The organism is Caulobacter sp. CCNWLW153 (genome assembly GCF_036889365.1).
GTDB classification, from domain to species: Bacteria; Pseudomonadota; Alphaproteobacteria; order Caulobacterales; family Caulobacteraceae; genus Caulobacter; species Caulobacter radicis.
In genome coordinates, this window is record NZ_JBAKFV010000003.1 from 125,138 (window position 1) to 141,646 (window position 16,509).

15 protein-coding genes are annotated in these 16,509 nt (G+C 69.2%); 4 read left to right on the forward strand and 11 right to left on the reverse strand.

Annotation, left to right across the window (positions count from 1 at the left end; genetic code table 11):
* Nucleotides 1-131: 131 nt before the first annotated feature.
* Together V6S85_RS06165 and V6S85_RS06170 are read left to right on the forward strand one after the other, a co-directional pair.
* The gene (locus V6S85_RS06165; protein ID WP_334348395.1) at nt 132-2,342 is read left to right on the forward strand and encodes a TonB-dependent receptor; all 2,211 of its coding nucleotides are present in this window, start codon (nt 132-134) and stop codon (nt 2,340-2,342) included.
* Between the two features lie 190 nt (nt 2,343-2,532).
* Nucleotides 2,533-3,849, forward strand: a complete 1,317-nt coding sequence (locus V6S85_RS06170) for an amidohydrolase (RefSeq protein WP_334348396.1) — start codon at nt 2,533-2,535, stop codon at nt 3,847-3,849.
* Between the two features lie 146 nt (nt 3,850-3,995).
* On the opposite strand, the gene V6S85_RS06175 is transcribed toward V6S85_RS06170, so the two are convergent.
* From V6S85_RS06175 to V6S85_RS06225, 11 genes are all read right to left on the reverse strand, one after another.
* Nucleotides 3,996-4,658 (reverse strand): TetR family transcriptional regulator, encoded by a 663-nt coding sequence (locus V6S85_RS06175; RefSeq protein WP_334348397.1) that lies wholly within the window; start codon nt 4,656-4,658, stop codon nt 3,996-3,998.
* A gap of 20 nt (nt 4,659-4,678) precedes the next feature.
* A complete protein-coding gene (locus V6S85_RS06180; RefSeq protein ID WP_334348398.1) occupies nt 4,679-5,863 on the reverse strand; it encodes a urate hydroxylase PuuD in 1,185 nt (394 codons plus the stop codon).
* Complete coding sequence (uraD, locus tag V6S85_RS06185) at nt 5,864-6,385, reverse strand: 2-oxo-4-hydroxy-4-carboxy-5-ureidoimidazoline decarboxylase (protein ID WP_334348399.1); 522 nt, start codon at nt 6,383-6,385, stop codon at nt 5,864-5,866.
* Entirely contained in the window at nt 6,382-7,293 is a 912-nt protein-coding gene (puuE, locus tag V6S85_RS06190; RefSeq protein ID WP_334348400.1) for an allantoinase PuuE, read from the reverse strand. The genes uraD and puuE overlap by 4 nt, the downstream gene beginning before the upstream one ends.
* Nucleotides 7,294-7,432: 139 nt before the next feature.
* A complete protein-coding gene (locus tag V6S85_RS06195) occupies nt 7,433-8,665 on the reverse strand; it encodes a pyridoxal-phosphate-dependent aminotransferase family protein (protein WP_334348401.1) in 1,233 nt (410 codons plus the stop codon).
* A complete protein-coding gene (locus V6S85_RS06200) occupies nt 8,662-9,954 on the reverse strand; it encodes an allantoate amidohydrolase (RefSeq protein ID WP_334348402.1) in 1,293 nt (430 codons plus the stop codon). Before V6S85_RS06200 ends, V6S85_RS06195 begins: the two co-directional genes overlap by 4 nt.
* 292 nt (nt 9,955-10,246) lie before the next feature.
* Nucleotides 10,247-11,341 carry a mechanosensitive ion channel family protein gene (locus V6S85_RS06205; protein WP_334348403.1) on the reverse strand — a complete coding sequence of 365 codons (1,095 nt, stop codon included), beginning with the start codon at nt 11,339-11,341 and terminating at the stop codon, nt 10,247-10,249.
* A 48-nt stretch (nt 11,342-11,389) separates the two neighbouring features.
* Complete coding sequence (locus V6S85_RS06210) at nt 11,390-12,118, reverse strand: anti-sigma factor (RefSeq protein WP_334348404.1); 729 nt, start codon at nt 12,116-12,118, stop codon at nt 11,390-11,392.
* A complete protein-coding gene (locus V6S85_RS06215) occupies nt 12,115-12,669 on the reverse strand; it encodes a sigma-70 family RNA polymerase sigma factor (RefSeq protein WP_116568215.1) in 555 nt (184 codons plus the stop codon). Before V6S85_RS06215 ends, V6S85_RS06210 begins: the two co-directional genes overlap by 4 nt.
* Nucleotides 12,670-12,735: 66 nt before the next feature.
* On the reverse strand, nt 12,736-13,146 hold the full coding sequence (locus V6S85_RS06220; RefSeq protein ID WP_334348405.1) for a DUF2177 family protein: 411 nt from the start codon (nt 13,144-13,146) through the stop codon (nt 12,736-12,738).
* A 14-nt stretch (nt 13,147-13,160) separates the two neighbouring features.
* On the reverse strand, nt 13,161-14,246 hold the full coding sequence (locus V6S85_RS06225; protein ID WP_334348406.1) for an SAM-dependent methyltransferase: 1,086 nt from the start codon (nt 14,244-14,246) through the stop codon (nt 13,161-13,163).
* Nucleotides 14,247-14,392: 146 nt separating this feature from the next.
* On the opposite strand from V6S85_RS06225, the gene V6S85_RS06230 reads away from it, so the two are divergent.
* Together V6S85_RS06230 and V6S85_RS06235 are read left to right on the forward strand one after the other, a co-directional pair.
* Nucleotides 14,393-15,730 (forward strand): NAD(P)/FAD-dependent oxidoreductase, encoded by a 1,338-nt coding sequence (locus V6S85_RS06230; RefSeq protein WP_334348407.1) that lies wholly within the window; start codon nt 14,393-14,395, stop codon nt 15,728-15,730.
* Entirely contained in the window at nt 15,727-16,494 is a 768-nt protein-coding gene (locus V6S85_RS06235; RefSeq protein WP_334348408.1) for a DUF1365 domain-containing protein, read from the forward strand. The genes V6S85_RS06230 and V6S85_RS06235 overlap by 4 nt, the downstream gene beginning before the upstream one ends.
* The last annotated feature ends 15 nt before the right edge of the window (nt 16,495-16,509 follow it).

The window sequence follows — 16,509 nt, forward strand, 5'->3', positions numbered from 1 at the left end:
GTGTGGCAGGCAATCATATCGATCCAAATAATATCGATACAAAAGCGTTGACATATTTTCGTCGCGTACCCCAGCCTGGGGATCGACCCGCCTTCAGAGCGGGCGCTCTCATGCATGCACTGGGGAATGTGATGCGTACCGATCTTCGGATCCTGCTTTCCACGGCGGCTCTTGCCGCCTTCGCGGCGCCGCTGGGGGCGGCCGCCCAATCCGCTACTCAGGCCGCCAAGCCCGCGCCGGACGAGACCGTCGAGGAGATCGTCGTCACCGCGCTCAAGCGCTCGACCACCCTCCAGACCACGCCGATGAGCATCAGCGCGGTGACCGGCGACAGCCTGCAGAAGATCGGGGCCACCGGCCTGCAGGACTATTTCCGCTCGGTGCCGGGCGTGAACCTGACCCAGGGCCAGCTTGGCCAAAGCCGCGTGACCATCCGCGGCGTGCAGGGCTCGGGCGAGGCCACCACAGGCCTCTATTACGACGAGACCTCGGTGACCGGCCCTTCGGGCACCACCCAGGATCCGGCCAACAACGCCGCCGACCTCAACCTGTTCGACGTCGAGCGGGTGGAAGTGCTGCGCGGCCCTCAGGGCACGCTGTACGGCGGCGGCTCGATGGGCGGCACCATCCGGGTGATCTACGCCAAGCCCGACAGCAGCCAGTTCGGGGCTTCGGTCGAAGGCCAGGCGAGCACCACCAAGGGCGGCTCGCGCGGCTCGTACCTGAAGGCCATGGGCAACATCCCGCTGATCGAGGGCAAGCTGGCCGCCCGCATCGTGGCCTATACCGAGGATCGCCCGGGCTTCGTCGACAACGTCCGCACCGGCGCCAAGAACGTCAACGACAGCCACGCCGACGGCTATCGCGCCATGCTGGGCTTCACGCCCACCGACGACATCTCGCTGGTCGTCACCAAGGTTCACCAGAACTCGTCGGCCGACGACCTGGAAGGCTGGTACGATCGCCTGGGCGACTACAAGACCGACAGCGCCGTGAAGTTGCCGCTCGACACCGAGATGGACATGACCAGCGTCACGGGCAAATGGTCGAGCCCGATCGGCGAGGTCACCGCCTCCAGCGCCTACTACAAGTACGACATGCTGCGGACGATCGACTTCACCCCGCAGTACCGGCCCTACATCGGCAGCGCCAACGGCGTGATCGGCTACCAGCCGGCCTATCTGGGCGCCTGGAACCACGAACTGCGGCTGTCGTCGAAGGGCGAGGGCCAGCTGCAGTGGACGGTCGGCGGCTACATGGAGCTGCGCAAGGACCACATCGACAGCAACACGGTGCTGACCAGCCTGACCACGGGCCAGCCCTACAGCCCGATGCAGTACCTGCAGGGCCGCTACGTCAATACCGGCGTCAAGCAGACCGCCCAGTTCGGCGAGGCGACCTGGACGCCGCCGCAGGTCGAGGGCCTGTCGCTGACGGTGGGGGCGCGCCACTACGACTACACCAAGACCACGGGCAGCGCCGGCACCCAGAGGAACCTGCTGACCGGCGCCGCGCTGGCCCCCTATTCCGAGCAGACCGCCGAGGCCTCGGGCTGGGTCTACAAGTTCAACGCCAGCTACAAGATCACCTCCGACGTCATGGTCTACGCCACGGCGGCCGAGGGCTTCCGGCCGGGCGGGGCCAACAACGTGCCCGGCCTGAACGGCGCCCTGGTGGTCTACAATCCCGACAGCCTGTGGAACTACGAGGCCGGCGTGAAGACCACCTGGCTGGGCGGCAAGCTGACGGCCAACGCCGCCGCCTACCGCATCGACTGGAAGGACCGCCAGACCAGCGCCATCACGGCCGACGGCCTCTATTCCTTCATCACCAACGCCGGGGCGGCGCGGATCGAGGGCCTGGAGCTGGAGATCGCCGCCCGGCCGATCGCCGGCCTCTCGCTCAATGGCTCGATCGGCTACACCAAGGCCGAGCTGACCGAGGACCAGGCCAACGCCAACATCCTGGTCGACGGCTCGACCGGCAAGAAGGGCGACCGCATCGCCAACGTGCCCGATTGGACGGCCTCGGCCTCGGCCCAGTACGTCTGGCCGCTGCCGGTCGCCGGCCTCAATGGCCTGCTGCGCGCCGACTACGCCTATACCGGCGAGATGGTCTCCACCTTCCGGCCGACCTACGTCTATTTCGACAAGTTCGGCAGCTTCAGCACCGTGAACCTGCGGGCCGGCGTCGAGGGCGAGGACTGGGGCGTCTACGCCTTCGTGACCAACCTCACCGACGCCGAGGGGATCATGAACAAGAACAGCAACGTCGGGTACCAGGACCTGCTTTATGGATTGACCCCGCGCACCGTCGGGGTGAACGCCCGTAGGAAGTTCTGATCTCCATTGCTCCCTTCCCCCTCTCTATGGGGGAAGGGCCGGGGATGGGGGTGACAGCGGTTCAGGATCTGGCGCCGTCCGCGTGACGTCCACCGCCGCTTCCACCCCCAACCCCGCTCTTCCCCCATCAAGGGGAGGGGAGAGTTTGCGTAACGACAGAAGGAAGGGCGCGGTCCGCCGCGCGAGCAGCATGACCTCCAAGACCTTCACCCTCGCCGCCGCCATGGCCCTGCTGGCCGCGCCCGCGATGGCCGCCCCGTTGAACGTTCCGGCGACCAAGGCCGCCATCAAGGCCCAGCTCGATCGCGACTACCCGCAACTCGACGCGCTCTACAAGGACCTGCACGCCCATCCGGAACTGGGCTTCCAGGAGGTCGAGACCGCCAAGAAGCTGGCCGAGCAGATGCGCGCGCTGGGCTTCACGGTCACCGAAGGCGTCGGCAAGACCGGCGTGGTGGCGGTGCTGAAGAACGGGGAGGGGCCCAGCGTGCTGATCCGCACCGAGCTCGACGCCCTGCCGATGGAAGAGAAGACCGGCCTGCCCTACGCCAGCCGGGCCAAGACCACCTGGAACGGCGCCGACGTATTCGTCGCCCATTCCTGCGGTCACGACATTCACATGGCCGCCTGGATCGGCGCGGCCCGCCAGCTCGTGGCGCAGAAGGCCAAGTGGAAGGGTACGCTGGTCTTTGTCGCCCAGCCCTCGGAAGAGACGGTCAGCGGCGCCAAGGCGATGATCGACGACGGCTTCTTCCAGAAGTTCGGCAAGCCCGACTACGGCTTTGCTTTGCACGTCGGTCCCGGCCCGGCGGGGCAGGTCTATTACAAGTCCGGCGTCCTGACCTCGACCTCTGACGCCCTGGAGCTGACCTTCAACGGCCGTGGCGCGCACGGCTCGATGCCGGCCGCCTCGATCGACCCGGTGATGATGGCCGCCCGCTTCACCGTCGACGTGCAGAGCGTGATCAGCCGTGAGAAGGATCCGGCCGCGTTCGGCGTGGTGACCGTCGGCTCGATCCAGGCCGGCAGCGCCGGCAACATCATCCCCGACAAGGCCAAGGTGCGCGGCACCATCCGCACCCAGGACGACGGCGTACGCACCCGGATCCTGGACGGTGTCACCCGCACCGCCAAGGCCGTGGCCGAGATGTCGGGCGCGCCGGCGCCGGATCTTGAGATCGTTCCGGGCGGCAAGGCGGTGGTCAACGACGCGGCCCTGACCGAGAAGACCGCCGCCGTCTTCAAGACCGCCTTCGGCAAGGACGCGATCGCGGTGACCTCGCCCGGCTCGGCCAGCGAGGACTATTCGGAGTTCATCATCGCCGGCGTGCCGTCGGTCTATTTCTCGATCGGGGGCCTGGATCCCAAGGCGATGGCCGATGCGAAAGCGGCCGGCAAACCCATGCCGGTCAACCACTCGCCGTTCTTCGCTCCGGTCCCCGAGCCCAGCATCCGCACGGGCGTGGAAGCGATGACCCTGGCGGTGATGAACGTGCTGGCGAAGTAGGCCCCTAAGATCCTTGCCCTCTGGGGGAGGTGGCCCGAAGGGCCGGAGGGGGACGTTTTCAGCTATTGCGGCGCTTGCCGTTTCGGCAGCGACTTCCCCCTCCGTCGCCTTTGGCGACACCTCCCCCTTCAGGGGGAGGATCCTGATCAAGCCGCCGTCAGGTATCCCTCCAGCACGTCCAGGGCGTGCTGGAGCCTGGCGCGGCGCCATTCGGCGGTGCTCATGTCGGTGTCGAGCGTGACCGACAGCGACCAGCCGTTGGCCAGGTGGAAGCGGCTCATGGCCGCGATGGTGACGTAGATCTGGATCGGGTCGAGATTGTCGCGGAACAGGCCCTGTTCCTGGCCGCTCTCGATCAGCCGCTCGATGGTGCGGCGCAGGGGGAAGGCCGTCTCGGTGACCTTGCGGCTTTGCGCGACGAACTTGCCCTGCATCAGGTTCTCGTTGCGCAGCAGGCCCTCGAAGCGCGGGTTCTTCTCGAAATACTCGAAGGTGAAGCGTTGCAGTTCGAGGAAGCCGTCGAGCGGCTTGTCGAAGTCGATCTTCAGCTCGGCCTCGCGGTTGCGCAGGTCCTCGTAGGCGGCCTCCAGCACGGCGACGTAGAGGCCCTTCTTGTCGCCGAAGTAGTGGTAGAGCATGCGGATGTTGCACTTGGCGGCCTTGACGATCCGCTCGATGCGCGCGCCCGCGAAGCCGGCCTGGGAGAACTCCTTCAGCGCCGCCGACATGATCGCCTTGCGCGTCCGCTCGGCGTTGCGCTTGCGCGGCGCCGGGGCGTCGGGGGCGGCCTCGTGATCGGCGTCGGACAAGGGGGCGGCCTCCAGCGTGCTCAGGGCAGTTTGGCCCCGGATTCGATCCAGGCGCCAAGCTTGGCGCGCTCCTCATCGGTCATATGGGTCTCGTTGCCAAGCGGCATGCTCGTGCTGACCACCGCGCGTTCCTTGATCTTGGGCGCATAGCGGGCGATGTGCTCGGGACTGTCGAAGGCGACGCCGTTGGGCGGGGCGCCGAAGCCGCGGTGCGTGGGCTTGGCGGCGTGGCAGGTCACGCAGTGCTTCTGCACGATCGCCTGCGCCTCGAAGAAGCTGACCGGGCCCAGAACGGCGGGCGCCTTGGGCTTCTGGCTGGCGATGACGCTGACGGCGAACATCAGCATGGCCCCGTAGAACAGGAAGTCGTGCCGGATGATCCCGTGGTGGCGCAGGTTGAAGAAGTGGCGGATCGAGATCCCCGCCGCGCCCACCAGGGCCAGCAGCAGCCAGGCCAGCGGATGGCCGGTGATCGCCGGATAGTGGTTGCTGATCATGATGAACAGGATCGGCAGGGTCATGTAGTTGTTGTGCACCGACCGCTGCTTGCCCGCCGCGCCCAGGCGCGGGTCGACCTCGCGGCCGGCCAGCATGTCGGCGACGATCTTGCGCTGGTTGGGGATGATGGTCAGGAAGACGTTGGCGGCCATGGCCGTGCCGATGATGGCGCCGACGTGGATGAAGGCCCCGCGGTCGGTGAAGAGGTGTTGCAGCGCCCAGGCCGCGCCGATCAGGGCGCAGAACCAGACGATCCCGAACAGGCGAGGACGCTCCACCAGCGGCGAGCGGCACAGGCCTTCGTAGACGAGGAGGCCGCCGAAGATGAAGACGAGGCCGACGCCCACCGCCTGCCAATGGCTGAAGGCGTGCTTGGCCGGGTCGATCAGATAAACGGGCGCGCCCCAGTAGTAGAGCACGAACAGCAGGGCGAAGCCCGACAGCCAGGTGGTGTAGGCCTCCCACTTGAACCAGTGCAGGTGGCCGGGCATGTGCGCCGGGGCGGTCAGGTACTTCTGCGAGTGGTAGAAGCCGCCGCCGTGCACGGCCCATAGCTCGCCCTTGACTCCGTCCTTGGCAGGCTCGGGCGCCCGCAGGTTGTTGTCGAGCCAGACGAAGTAGAACGAGGCGCCGATCCAGGCGACGCCCGCGATCACGTGCAGCCAGCGGAGCGCCAGGTTCAGCCAGGCGGCGAGATCATAGTCCATCTACTGCGTCACCGCGTCCTGGATGCGGAGCTTGGAGATCAGGCCGATCTGGGCGATCGCCTCGGCGACCTCGGCCTCGCGGTCGTTGGCCAGGCGCGCCTGCATGGCCCGCAGGATCGAGGCCTTGTCGTTCAGCCGCACGGCGATGATGAACGGAAAGCCGAAGCGCTCGCCGTAGGCGGCGTTGAGGTCGTGGAAGCGCGCGAACTCCTCGGGCGTCAGCCGGTCGAGGCCCGCGCCGGCCTGCTCGGCCGTGCTCTCGGCGGTAAGCTGCCTGGCGATCGCCGCCTTGCCGGCCAGTTCGGGGTGGGCGCGGATCAGGGCCAGCCGGTCGTCGAGGGGGGCGGCGTTCAGCACCTGCATCATCGCGCCGTGCATGGCCTCGATGCTGTCGAAGGGGCGGGCGCTCCAGGCGCGCTCGACCACCCAGGGCGACAGCTCGAAGGCGAAGCCCAGGGCGGTGACGAAGCCCGTCTGGTTCATGCTGTTGAGGAGGGCCAGGGTCAGGGGCGGGGCGCTCATCCCTTGGCTCCATACGGATGGGTCGCGATCCAGTGGCGGGCGATGTCGATGCGCCTGGCCACCCAGACCTTGTCGTGGCGGGTCACGTGTTCGAGGAACCGGCGCAGGGCCATGATCCGGGCCGGCTTGCCGACGATGCGGCAGTGCAGGCCGATGCTCATCATCTTCGGCGCCGTCTCGCCCTCCAGCCAGAGCGCGTCGAAGGCGTCGCGCAGGTAGGCGAAGAACTGGTCGCCGCTGTTGAAGCCCTGGGGCGCGGAAAAGCGCATGTCGTTGGTGTCGAGCGTGTAGGGCACGATCAGCTGGGGCCGGCCATGCTGGTCGTCCCAGTAGGGCAGGTCGTCGCTGTAGCTGTCGGCGTCGTAGACGAAGCCGCCTTCCTCGGCGACCAGGCGGGCGGTGTTGGGGCTGGTGCGGCCCTGGTACCAGCCGAGTGGGCGCTCGCCGGTCAGCCGCTTGTGGACCTCGATGGCCTTTTCGATGTGCTCGCGTTCGAGATCCTCGGGAAAGTGCTGGTAGTCGATCCAGCGATAGCCGTGGCTGGCGATCTCCCAGCCGGACTTCATCATCGCCTCGACGACGTCAGGCGCGCGCTCCATGGCCTGGGCGACGCCGTAGACGGTCAGCGGCAGGTCGAATTCCTCGAACAGGCGCCGGATGCGCCAGAAGCCGGCGCGCGAGCCGTATTCGTAGAGGCTCTCCATCGACATGTGGCGCATGCCCTCGATGGGCTGGGCGCCGACCATCTCCGACAGGAAGTATTCGCTGACCTTGTCGCCGTGCAGCACGCTGCGCTCGGCGCCTTCCTCGTAGTTCAGCACGAACTGCACGGCCACGCGCGCGCCGTCCGGCCATTGGGCGTGCGGCGGGTGCTCGCCGTAGCCGACGAGGTCGCGGGGGTAGGTCATCAGATCCTCCCCCTGAAGGGGGAGGTGTCGCCAAAGGCGACGGAGGGGGAAGTCGGACGGGCGTGGAAAATCGCTTCCCCCTCCGACCGCTTCGCGGCCACCTCCCCCTTCAGGGGGAGGATCTTGAGCGCCGTCACCATTATGCGAACACCCCCAGCGCCGCATCCACCCCGGCCCCAGCCGGCGCATTGAACCCCTCCCAGCGCAGCACCGCCTCAAGCGCCGCCAGGGTTTGCAGCACCGCGTGCTTGCGGGCGTTCACGCCCATGGTCCCGATGCGCCAGATCTTGCCGGCCAGCGGCCCGAAGGCCGCGCCGATCTCGATCTCGAACTCGGTGCGCATCCGCGCCTTTACGCGGTCGTAGTCGACGCCAGCGGGCGTGATCACGCCGGTGACGTTGGTCATCTTGTGGGCCTGGTCGCCATAGACGGTCAGGCCCATGGCCTCGATGCCGGCGGTCATCGCCGCGCCGGCCTGGGCGTGGCGGGCGAAGCGGGCCTCGAGCCCTTCCTCCAGCACGATGCGGGCGCATTCGCGGGCGGCGAACAGCATGCTGGCCGCCTCGGTGTGGTGGTTCAGCCGCTTGTCCGACCAGTAGTCCATGATCATGGCCAGGTCGAAGTAGTTGGAGGCGATGCGCCGGCCGTTCCCCGCGCTGCCGGGCGTGGCCAGGCCTTTCTCCACATGGCGGCGGGAGAAGATGTGGTCGGCGGCCTTGTCGCTGATGGTGATCGGGGCCGAGCCCGACGGGCCGCCCATGCACTTCTGCAGGCCGGCGGTGACGATGTCGGCCTTCCAGGCGTCGACCGGAACGCTCATGCCGCCCAGGGTGGCGGTGGCGTCGACATAAAGCAGCGCCCCGTGCCGCTCGCAGATCTCGCTGATGGCCTCGATCGGCTGGGCGATGGTGGTCGAGGTGTCGCCGTGCACGCAGGCCACCAGGCGCGGCTTCACGCGCGCGACCGCGTCCTCCACCGCCTGCGGATCGACGACCTGGCCCCACTCGCCCTCGACGAAGGTGACCCGTGCGTCGCAGCGCTCGGCGATCTCGGCCAGCAGCAGGCCGAAGCGCCCGGCGTTGACCACCACGACGTCGTCGCCCGGCTGCAGCGTCGAGACCAGCGCCGCCTCGATGCCGGCCCGCGAGGTGCCGTCGACCACGAAGGTCCAGTGGTTCTGCGTCTGGAAGACGCCGCGATACAGCGCCATGACCTCGTTCATGTAGCCGGTGAACTCGGGGTCGAACTGGCCCAGCAACTGCACCGACATCGCCCGCAGCACGCGTGGGTGCACGTTGATGGGGCCAGGGCCCATCAGCAGGCGGGCGGGGTGGTCCAGGTCCCCAAAGGTCTTGAATGCGGTGTCGGTCATTGCGGCGTCTTCGAGAAATCGTTGCGCATCGCCAGCTTTTCCACGAACCCGACCATGGCCTGGGCGGCCAGGGCGCAGTCGGCGTCGGTGACGGCTTCGGCGGGGTTGTGGCTGATCCCGCCCTCGCAGCGGATGAACAGCATGGCGGTGGGGCATAGGTCGGCGATGACCATGGCGTCGTGGCCAGCGCCGCTGGGCAGGCGGCGGGCGGGCTGCCCCCCCAAATCATTCAAGTCGCCGACGGCGGCGGCCAGCAGGTCGGCCAGGCCCGCGTCGCACGGGCTCTCGGCCAGTTCCTGCATCAGGGTGACGCTGACCTTCAGGCCGCGCCGTTCGGCGATGGCCTCGATCCGCGCCGTCACGGCGGCGACGGCCGCGTCGCGGGTGGCCGAGGTCTCGGCGCGGATGTCCATCGAGAACTCGACCGCGCCGGGAATGACGTTGAAGGCGCCGGGCAGGGCGGTCATGCGACCGACCGTGCCGACCAGGCCGTCGGTTCCGGCCAGCGGACCTTCGCGGCAGATGTGTTCGAGCGCCAGCACCGCCTCGGCGGCGGCGGGCCCGGGGTCCTTGCGCAGGCCCATGGGCGTGGTGCCGGCGTGGCCGGCCTGGCCCTTGAAACGGACGAGAAGCCGCTTCTGGGCGGCGATGGCGGTGACGACGCCCAGGGCCAGGCCCTCGGCCTCCAGCACCGGACCCTGTTCGATATGGGCCTCGAGGAAGGCGAAGATCTCGCCCGGCCGGCGGGCGGCTTCGGTCAGGCGCGTGGGGTCCAGACCGAAGGCGGCGAAGGCCTCGGCAAGGCTCGTACCCTCCGCGTCGGTCATCTCCATCACTTGGGGATCGACCGTGCCGGCGACCGCGCGGCTGCAGGCCATCGAGGCGGGAAAGCGCGAGCCCTCTTCGTCGCCGAAGGCGATGGCCTCGAGCGCGAAGGGCAGGCGGCGGCCCTGGCGGTGGAAGGTCTCGATCAGGTCGACGGCCAGCATCACGCCCAGCGCGCCGTCATAGCGCCCGCCGTTGCGCACGCTGTCGATGTGCGAGCCGATCAGCAGGGCCGGGGCGCCGGGCGCCTGCCCTTCGTAGCGGCCGACCAGATTGCCGGCCGGATCGAGGCGGACGGCCATGCCGGCCTCCTCCATCCAGAACTTCAGAGTGTCGAGGGCGGCCTTGTGAGCGGGGGTCAGGAACCGCCGCACCAGCATGTCGTCGGCCTCGCTGAACGGCGCCGCGCCCATCAGGTCGCAGCGGGCCTTGGCCCTGACGCCGATCTCGAACGCTTGAGTCACTCCGCTCCCCGCCGTTTCGTCGCCCCACCCGATAGCAGGCTGCGCCCGCCGGTCTGCCCCGGCAAGCGCTGAGACGGCCAAGTCTCCGCCGATTGCCCGCGCAAGCGCCAGCCGCACGCGCGGGCGCCTGCTTGTAAGTCATAAATCACTTACTTTGGTGACTGTCTTCCCCCTTCCCCCTTTGATGGGGGAAGGGGCGGGGATGGGGGTGACAGCGGTTCAGGACATGGCGGGGCCAAACCGCCGCGACCACCCCCACCCCAGCCCTCCCCCATCAAGGGGGAGGGAGAGCTTACGCCTCCGCCGCCAGCGCCAGGCGCTTCTTGGGGAAGGCGTCGGGCAGTTCCTCGCGCAGGAAGGCCATCATCTTCTCGCGCACCTCGCAGCGCAGGTCGAAGGTGGTGGGGGCGTTGCGGGCGCTGACCAGGCAGCGCACCTCCATGACCTCGGGCGTGATGTCGGTGACCGCCAGGTTCACGACCTTGCCGTCCCAGCGGGGCGAGGCCTTGGCGATCTCCTCCAGCTTCTCGCGCAGGCGGTCGACGGGCGCGGACGGGTCGACATAGAGCATGGCCGTGCCGATCAGGGCCGCGCTCTCGCGCGTCCAGTTCTGGAACGGGGTCTGGATGAAGTAGCTGAGCGGCAGCACCATCCGCCGCCAGTCCCACAGGCGCACCACCACGTAGGTGGCGTTGATCTCCTCGATATTGCCCCACTCCTTCTCGACGATGACGGCGTCGTCGATGCGGATCGGCTGGGTGACGGCGATCTGGATGCCGGCGATCAGGTTGGTCAGCAGCGGCTGCAGGGCCAGGCCCACGATCAGCGAGGCCGCGCCGCCGGCGGCCAGCAGGCTGACGCCCCATTGGCGCACGCCGGGAATGGTCATCAGCGCCAGGGCCAGGGTGAAGATGCCGATCAGTATGGCCATCGCCCGGCGCAGGATGCGGATCTGGGTGATGTGCTTGCGGGCCAGCAGGTTGTCTTCGACGTCGACCTTGAAGCCGCGCATGTAGAGCGCCGCGCCGATGTCGAGCGCGGTCATGGCCATCCAGCCCAGCAGGATGATGAACATCACCAGCAGCAGGTGCTTGGCGGTGGCGGCCTGGGCGACGTCGAGCGGTGCGATCGAGACGGCCGCGCCAAGGGCGGCGACGATGAAGGCCATGCGGGTGGGGCGGCGCGTGCGGGCGATCATCGCCTGCCAGAAGGCGTCGCGCTTGGCGAAGCCGTGGCGGACGATCCGCACGGCGACGGCGTGGACGGCCAGGGCCAGGGCGACGGCGGCCGCGATCAGCGCCAGGCTGATGATCCAGGGCGGGGCCCAGGCGATCAGCCACACGGAGTCGTTCAGCCAGTCAGGCAGCCAGGCGGGAAGATCCTTCATGACCGGGGCGAACGCGCCCAGGCCCTGATGGCTCCCCGAAAAACGCGGTTAGGCCTTGGCGAACTTGCCCGCCGCACGCACCGAACCGGTGGCCACGCCCGTGGGCGAGCCGCCGATCGGCTCGTCGGTGACGGCCAGCAGGGCGGTGTAGGTTCCTTCGCCGCGCAGGTCTCGCGGCATCGGAATGCGCATCGGCTTGTCCATCGGGATCACGCCCAGCGAGATCGCCTTCTGGCCCTCGGGGATGATCCAGAGTTCGGCGTCGCGGCCTTCCGGCATCTTCATGCCCATCGGCGTCAGCATAACCTGGTTCATGCCGTGGTCGAGGGTGGCGACGATCATCGGCTTGTTGGTGGCCGGATCGGCGATCAGCGCCACCTCGGCCGCCTGCGGCCTGGCCGGAGCGGGCGTCACGGTCGGCGGCAGGGCCGGGCGCGGCAGGATGGCGATGACGACGCAGGCGGCCGCCAGCGCCATCGCGCCGGCGGTGAGGCCGCGCCACAGGGCGATGTTGCTCCAGGCCGAAGGCTTCAGCGGCTCGGCGACCAGGGCCTGGATGCGCGGCCACAGGCCCTCGGACGGCTGCGCGGCGGCGATGTCGGCGGCCAGCGGCGTCAGGCGCTCCTCCCACCAGGCCACGGAGCGGGCGAAGGCCGGGTCGGCGGCCAGACGACGCTCGGCTTCCGCGCGCTCGGCCGCGTCCAGCACGCCCAGCACGTACTCGCCGGCCAGGGGGCGTTCTTCACCTTCCGGCGGAATGTCGGTCGCGTCGGTCATGCTTCGAGACAGGCCCGCAGGCTGATCAGGCTGCGCCGGATCCAGCTTTTCATGGTGCCCAGCGGCACGCCCACCGCCTGGGCCAGGGCGTCGTAGGTCAGGCCCTCGAAGAAGGCCCTGCGCACGGCGCCGGAATGTTTGGGATCGAGCTGATCGAGGCAGCCGTCGAGGCGCTGGCGATCCTCGTCGGCCTCGATCCGTGCCGGGGCCAGCGGCGCGGCGTCGGGAAGGCTTTCGGCCTCCTCGACGCCGGTCATGACACGGGTCCCGCGCGAGCGCAGCCGGTCGATGGCGCGGTTGCGGGCCAGGCTGACCAGCCAGGTGATCGGGCTGGCCTTCTCCGGGTCGAACCGGTCGGCCTTGTTCCACACCGTCAGATAGACGTCCTGCAACACGTCCTCGGCCTCCTCGCGATCATTCAAGATACGCAAGGCGACGCCCAATAGCTTCGCGGAGGTGTGTCGATAGACGTATTTGAGGGCGTCCTGGTCGCGGTTGGCGACGCGGGCGATGGCCCGCGAAAGCAAGGCGCGGCTGCTGTCAGCGTCCAAGCGACGTCCCCTCCGGCATGATGCCTGGCGGGGACGCTCGCATGCTCCTCCAAGGCTGGCAACGGCCTACCGCGCGCCGAACCGACTGGCGACGAAATAGCCGGCGCTGGCCGCCGCGGTGGTGACGAACGCGCCCCAGGCCATGTCGGCCAGGGTGACGGCGGTCGACCAGGTCTTCAGCGTCGCCTGGTTGGTCAGGTCGTATGTGGCGTAGGCGGCCAGGCCGAACAGGGCGGCGTTGGCCAGCAGGCGCGGCCAGCCGCCGTCGGGGCGCAGGGCGGGCGCGAGCGCGAACCAGGTCACCGCGCCGATATAGATCAGGTAGAAGGCCACGGCCGGCGGCAGGCTGGGCGTGTCGGCCATCAGGGCGCCGATGCGCGGGCGATAGAGGCGGTCGGCCATCTGGGTCAGCCAGACGGCGTCCAGCGCCAGGAAGACGACGGCGGTCGCCAGGTAACCCAAGACGTAACGCAGCATTTCCGGGGTCTCCTTCAGGCGACGGGCCGCAGGCGGTAGTGGCTGACGCCCCACTCCGATCCGCCGCGATGGCCGAACAGTCCGGCGGTGGCCAGGAAGAACAGCCGCCAGCGCCGCCGCCAGATCCGCGCGTGGGCGCCGTAGACCTCTGCCAGCAGCGGATCGATCACCTCGCGCGCGGCGTCGAACCGCTCCAGCCATTGCAGGGCGGTGCGGGCGTAGTGCGCGCCGCTCCAGCGCCAGTCCATGGCCACCTCGAACAGGTCCGGGAACTGCCAGGCCAGGTCATGGCTGGGCATGATCCCGCCGCTGAAGAAATGGCGGGCGATCCAGTCGTCCGGGTCTTCGGTCTCGAAGCGATAGGGCGTCGTGGCGTGGGAGAAGACGTGCAGGAACAGCAGGCCGTCGGGCTTCAGCCAGGTGCGCACCCTGGCCAGCAGGGCCCGCCAGTTGCTCATGTGCTCGAACATCTCGACCGAGACCACGCGGTCGAAGCGCCGGTCGGTGTCGAAGACGTTCATGTCGGCGGTGACGACGGTCAGGTTGGCCAGGCCGCGCTCGGCGGCGCGCGCCTGGATGAAGGCCCTCTGCGAGGTCGAGTTCGACACCGCCGTGATCGTCGAGGCGGGAAAGCGTTCGGCCATCCACAGCGACAGCGACCCCCAGCCGCAGCCGAGCTCCAGCACGGCCTGACCGTCGCGCAGGTCGGCATGGCTTTCGGTCTCGCGCAGGGCGGCGGCCTCGCCCTCGGCCAGGCTGAGCGCGCCCGGCGGATAGAGACCGCTGGAATACTTCAGTCGGGGACCCAGCACGGCCTCGAAGAAGGCGGCCGGCAATTCGTAGTGCTGGGCGTTGGCGTCGGCGGTGTGGGTGGCGATCGGGCGGTCGGCCATGGCCTGGGCGAACTGGACCGCGGCGTCCGGCGGCGCGTGCTCCAGCGAGCGACGGGCCCCGGCCACCAGTTGGTCGATGGCGAACCGAGAGACGAAATCCGGAACCGGCGCGTCCTGGGCCAGCCGCACCAGGGCCTTGATCGGCCCGCCGCCGCGGCCGCGATCCTCATCGAGCGCCGCATCGGGCAGCTTCGTCACGTCGGTCATCGGTCCTCCGTCCTTGGCGGCCGCCCGTGCGTCGGGCCGGCGACCTTCGAGGGGAGCTACGCTGAACATTGTCGTTCGGATGCATGCGTCCAAACGCGGCCGCGCTCCGTAGCTCCAGGCGAAGCCTCGCCGACAGGAGCCCAGCCTTGCCGACCTCCAGCCCAAGCCCGCGCCAGCGCATCGCCGTGGTCGGTTCCGGAATCTCCGGCCTGTCGGCGGCCTGGCTGCTGTCCCGGCGCCATGAGGTCGCGCTGTACGAGGCCGACGATCGCCTGGGCGGCCACGCCCATACGGTGCAGGCGGGCGGCATGGCGGTGGACACCGGCTTCATCGTCTACAACGAGCCGAACTATCCCAACCTGACGGCGCTGTTCCGCCATCTGGGCGTCGAGACCGCCGCCAGCGACATGTCGTTCGGGGTGTCGCTCGACGACGGGGCGCTGGAATACTCCAGCACCCGGCTGCTGGCCCAGAAGCGCAACCTGGTGAACCCGCGGTTCCTCGGGATGCTGCTGGATGTCATGCGCTTCTATCGGGCCGGAACGCGCGACGCCCGGACCCTGGAGGCCGACGGCGGCTTTTGCCGGCTGGCCGATTATCTGGATGCGCAGGGCTTCGGCCGGGCCTTCCAGGAGGATCACCTGCTGCCGCAGGCGGCGGCGATCTGGTCGGCCTCGATGCGAGACATCCGCGAGTTTCCGGCCGGGGCCTTCCTGCGCTTCTTCGACAATCACGGCCTGATGCTGCCGATCGACAAGCGGCCGATCTGGCGGACGGTGGCTGGCGGCAGCGCCCGCTACGTCGCCGCCCTGGCGGCCGATCTCGACGGCGAGATCCTGCTGTCGCGACCGGTGCGGCGGATCACGCGCCACGCCGACCACGTGGTGATCGAGGACGGGAGCGGGCAGGCGCGCAGCTTCGACCAGGTGGTGATCGCCGCCCATGCCGACCAGGCCCTGGCCATGCTGGCCCAGCCCACCCCGGAAGAGGCGGCGCTTCTGGGCGCCTTCCGCTACAGCCGCAACCGCGCGGTGCTGCATCGCGACGCCGGCCTGATGCCGCGCCGACCCGCCGCCTGGGCCAGCTGGAACCATGTCGGCCGCCGGGGCGTGCGGGGCGAGGGCGGGGTGACCTACTGGATGAACCGGCTGCAGCCGTTGGGCGAGGCGGCGCCTTGCTTCCTGTCGCTCAATCCCGACCGCGCGCCGGGCGCGGTTCTGCACGACCAGGTCTACGAGCATCCGCTGTTCGACGGCCCGGCCATGGCGGCGCAGGCGCGGCTGTGGTCGCTGCAGGGCGTGCGCCGCACCTGGTTCGCCGGCGCCTATTTCGGCTCGGGCTTCCACGAGGACGGCCTGCAGGCGGGCCTGGCGGTGGCCGAGCAGCTGGGCGGGGTGCGCCGGCCGTGGCTGACGCCCGACCCGTCGGGCCGGATCTTCATCGACGCGCCGAGGCCTGAGCGCGAGGCCGAGCTGGTCGCATGAGCCCGCGCTCGGCCCTCTATTCCGGCGTCGTGGTCCACGAGCGCGGTCGGCCCCGGCGGCATCGCCTGCGCTATCGCGTGTTCATGCTGCTGCTCGATCTCGACGAACTGGACGCGTCGGGACGGCGCTTGCGCCTCTTCTCGCACAACGCCCTGAACCTGCTCAGCTATCACGACCGCGACCATGCCGGCCGCCTGGCCGCGCCGGTCAAGCCGCAGGTCGAGGCGCTGCTGGCGACGCGCGGGCTGGGCTCGCCGGGCGGTCGCATCCTGGCCCTGTGCATGCCGCGCGTGCTGGGCCACGGCTTCAACCCGCTGACGGTCTATTTCTGCCACGACCGCGACGAGCGCCTGGCCGCGGTGGTCTATGGGGTCAGCAACACCTTCGGCGAGCGGCACGACTACGTGCTGCCGGCGACGGCGCGCGACGACGGGCTGGTGGTGCAAGGCTGCGACAAGAGCTTCTACGTCTCGCCGTTCCTGCCGATGGACCTGCGCTACGCGTTCACGATCGCGCCGCCGGGTGAGGGCGTGCGGGTTGGCGTCGACGTGCACGACGACGCCGGGCGGGTGCTGTCGGCCAGCTTTTCGGGACGGCGCGAGGCCTTGAGCGACGGGGCGCTGCTTCGCGCGGCGCTCGGCCATCCCTGGCAGGTCGCCAGCGTGCTGGCGGCGATCCATTGGGAGGCGGTGAAGATCCTGCTCAAGGGCTTCCGGTTCTTCGCCAACCCGCGCTTGGGCAAGGAAAAAGCGGCGCGGACCTAGGTCCGCCCCTCTTCG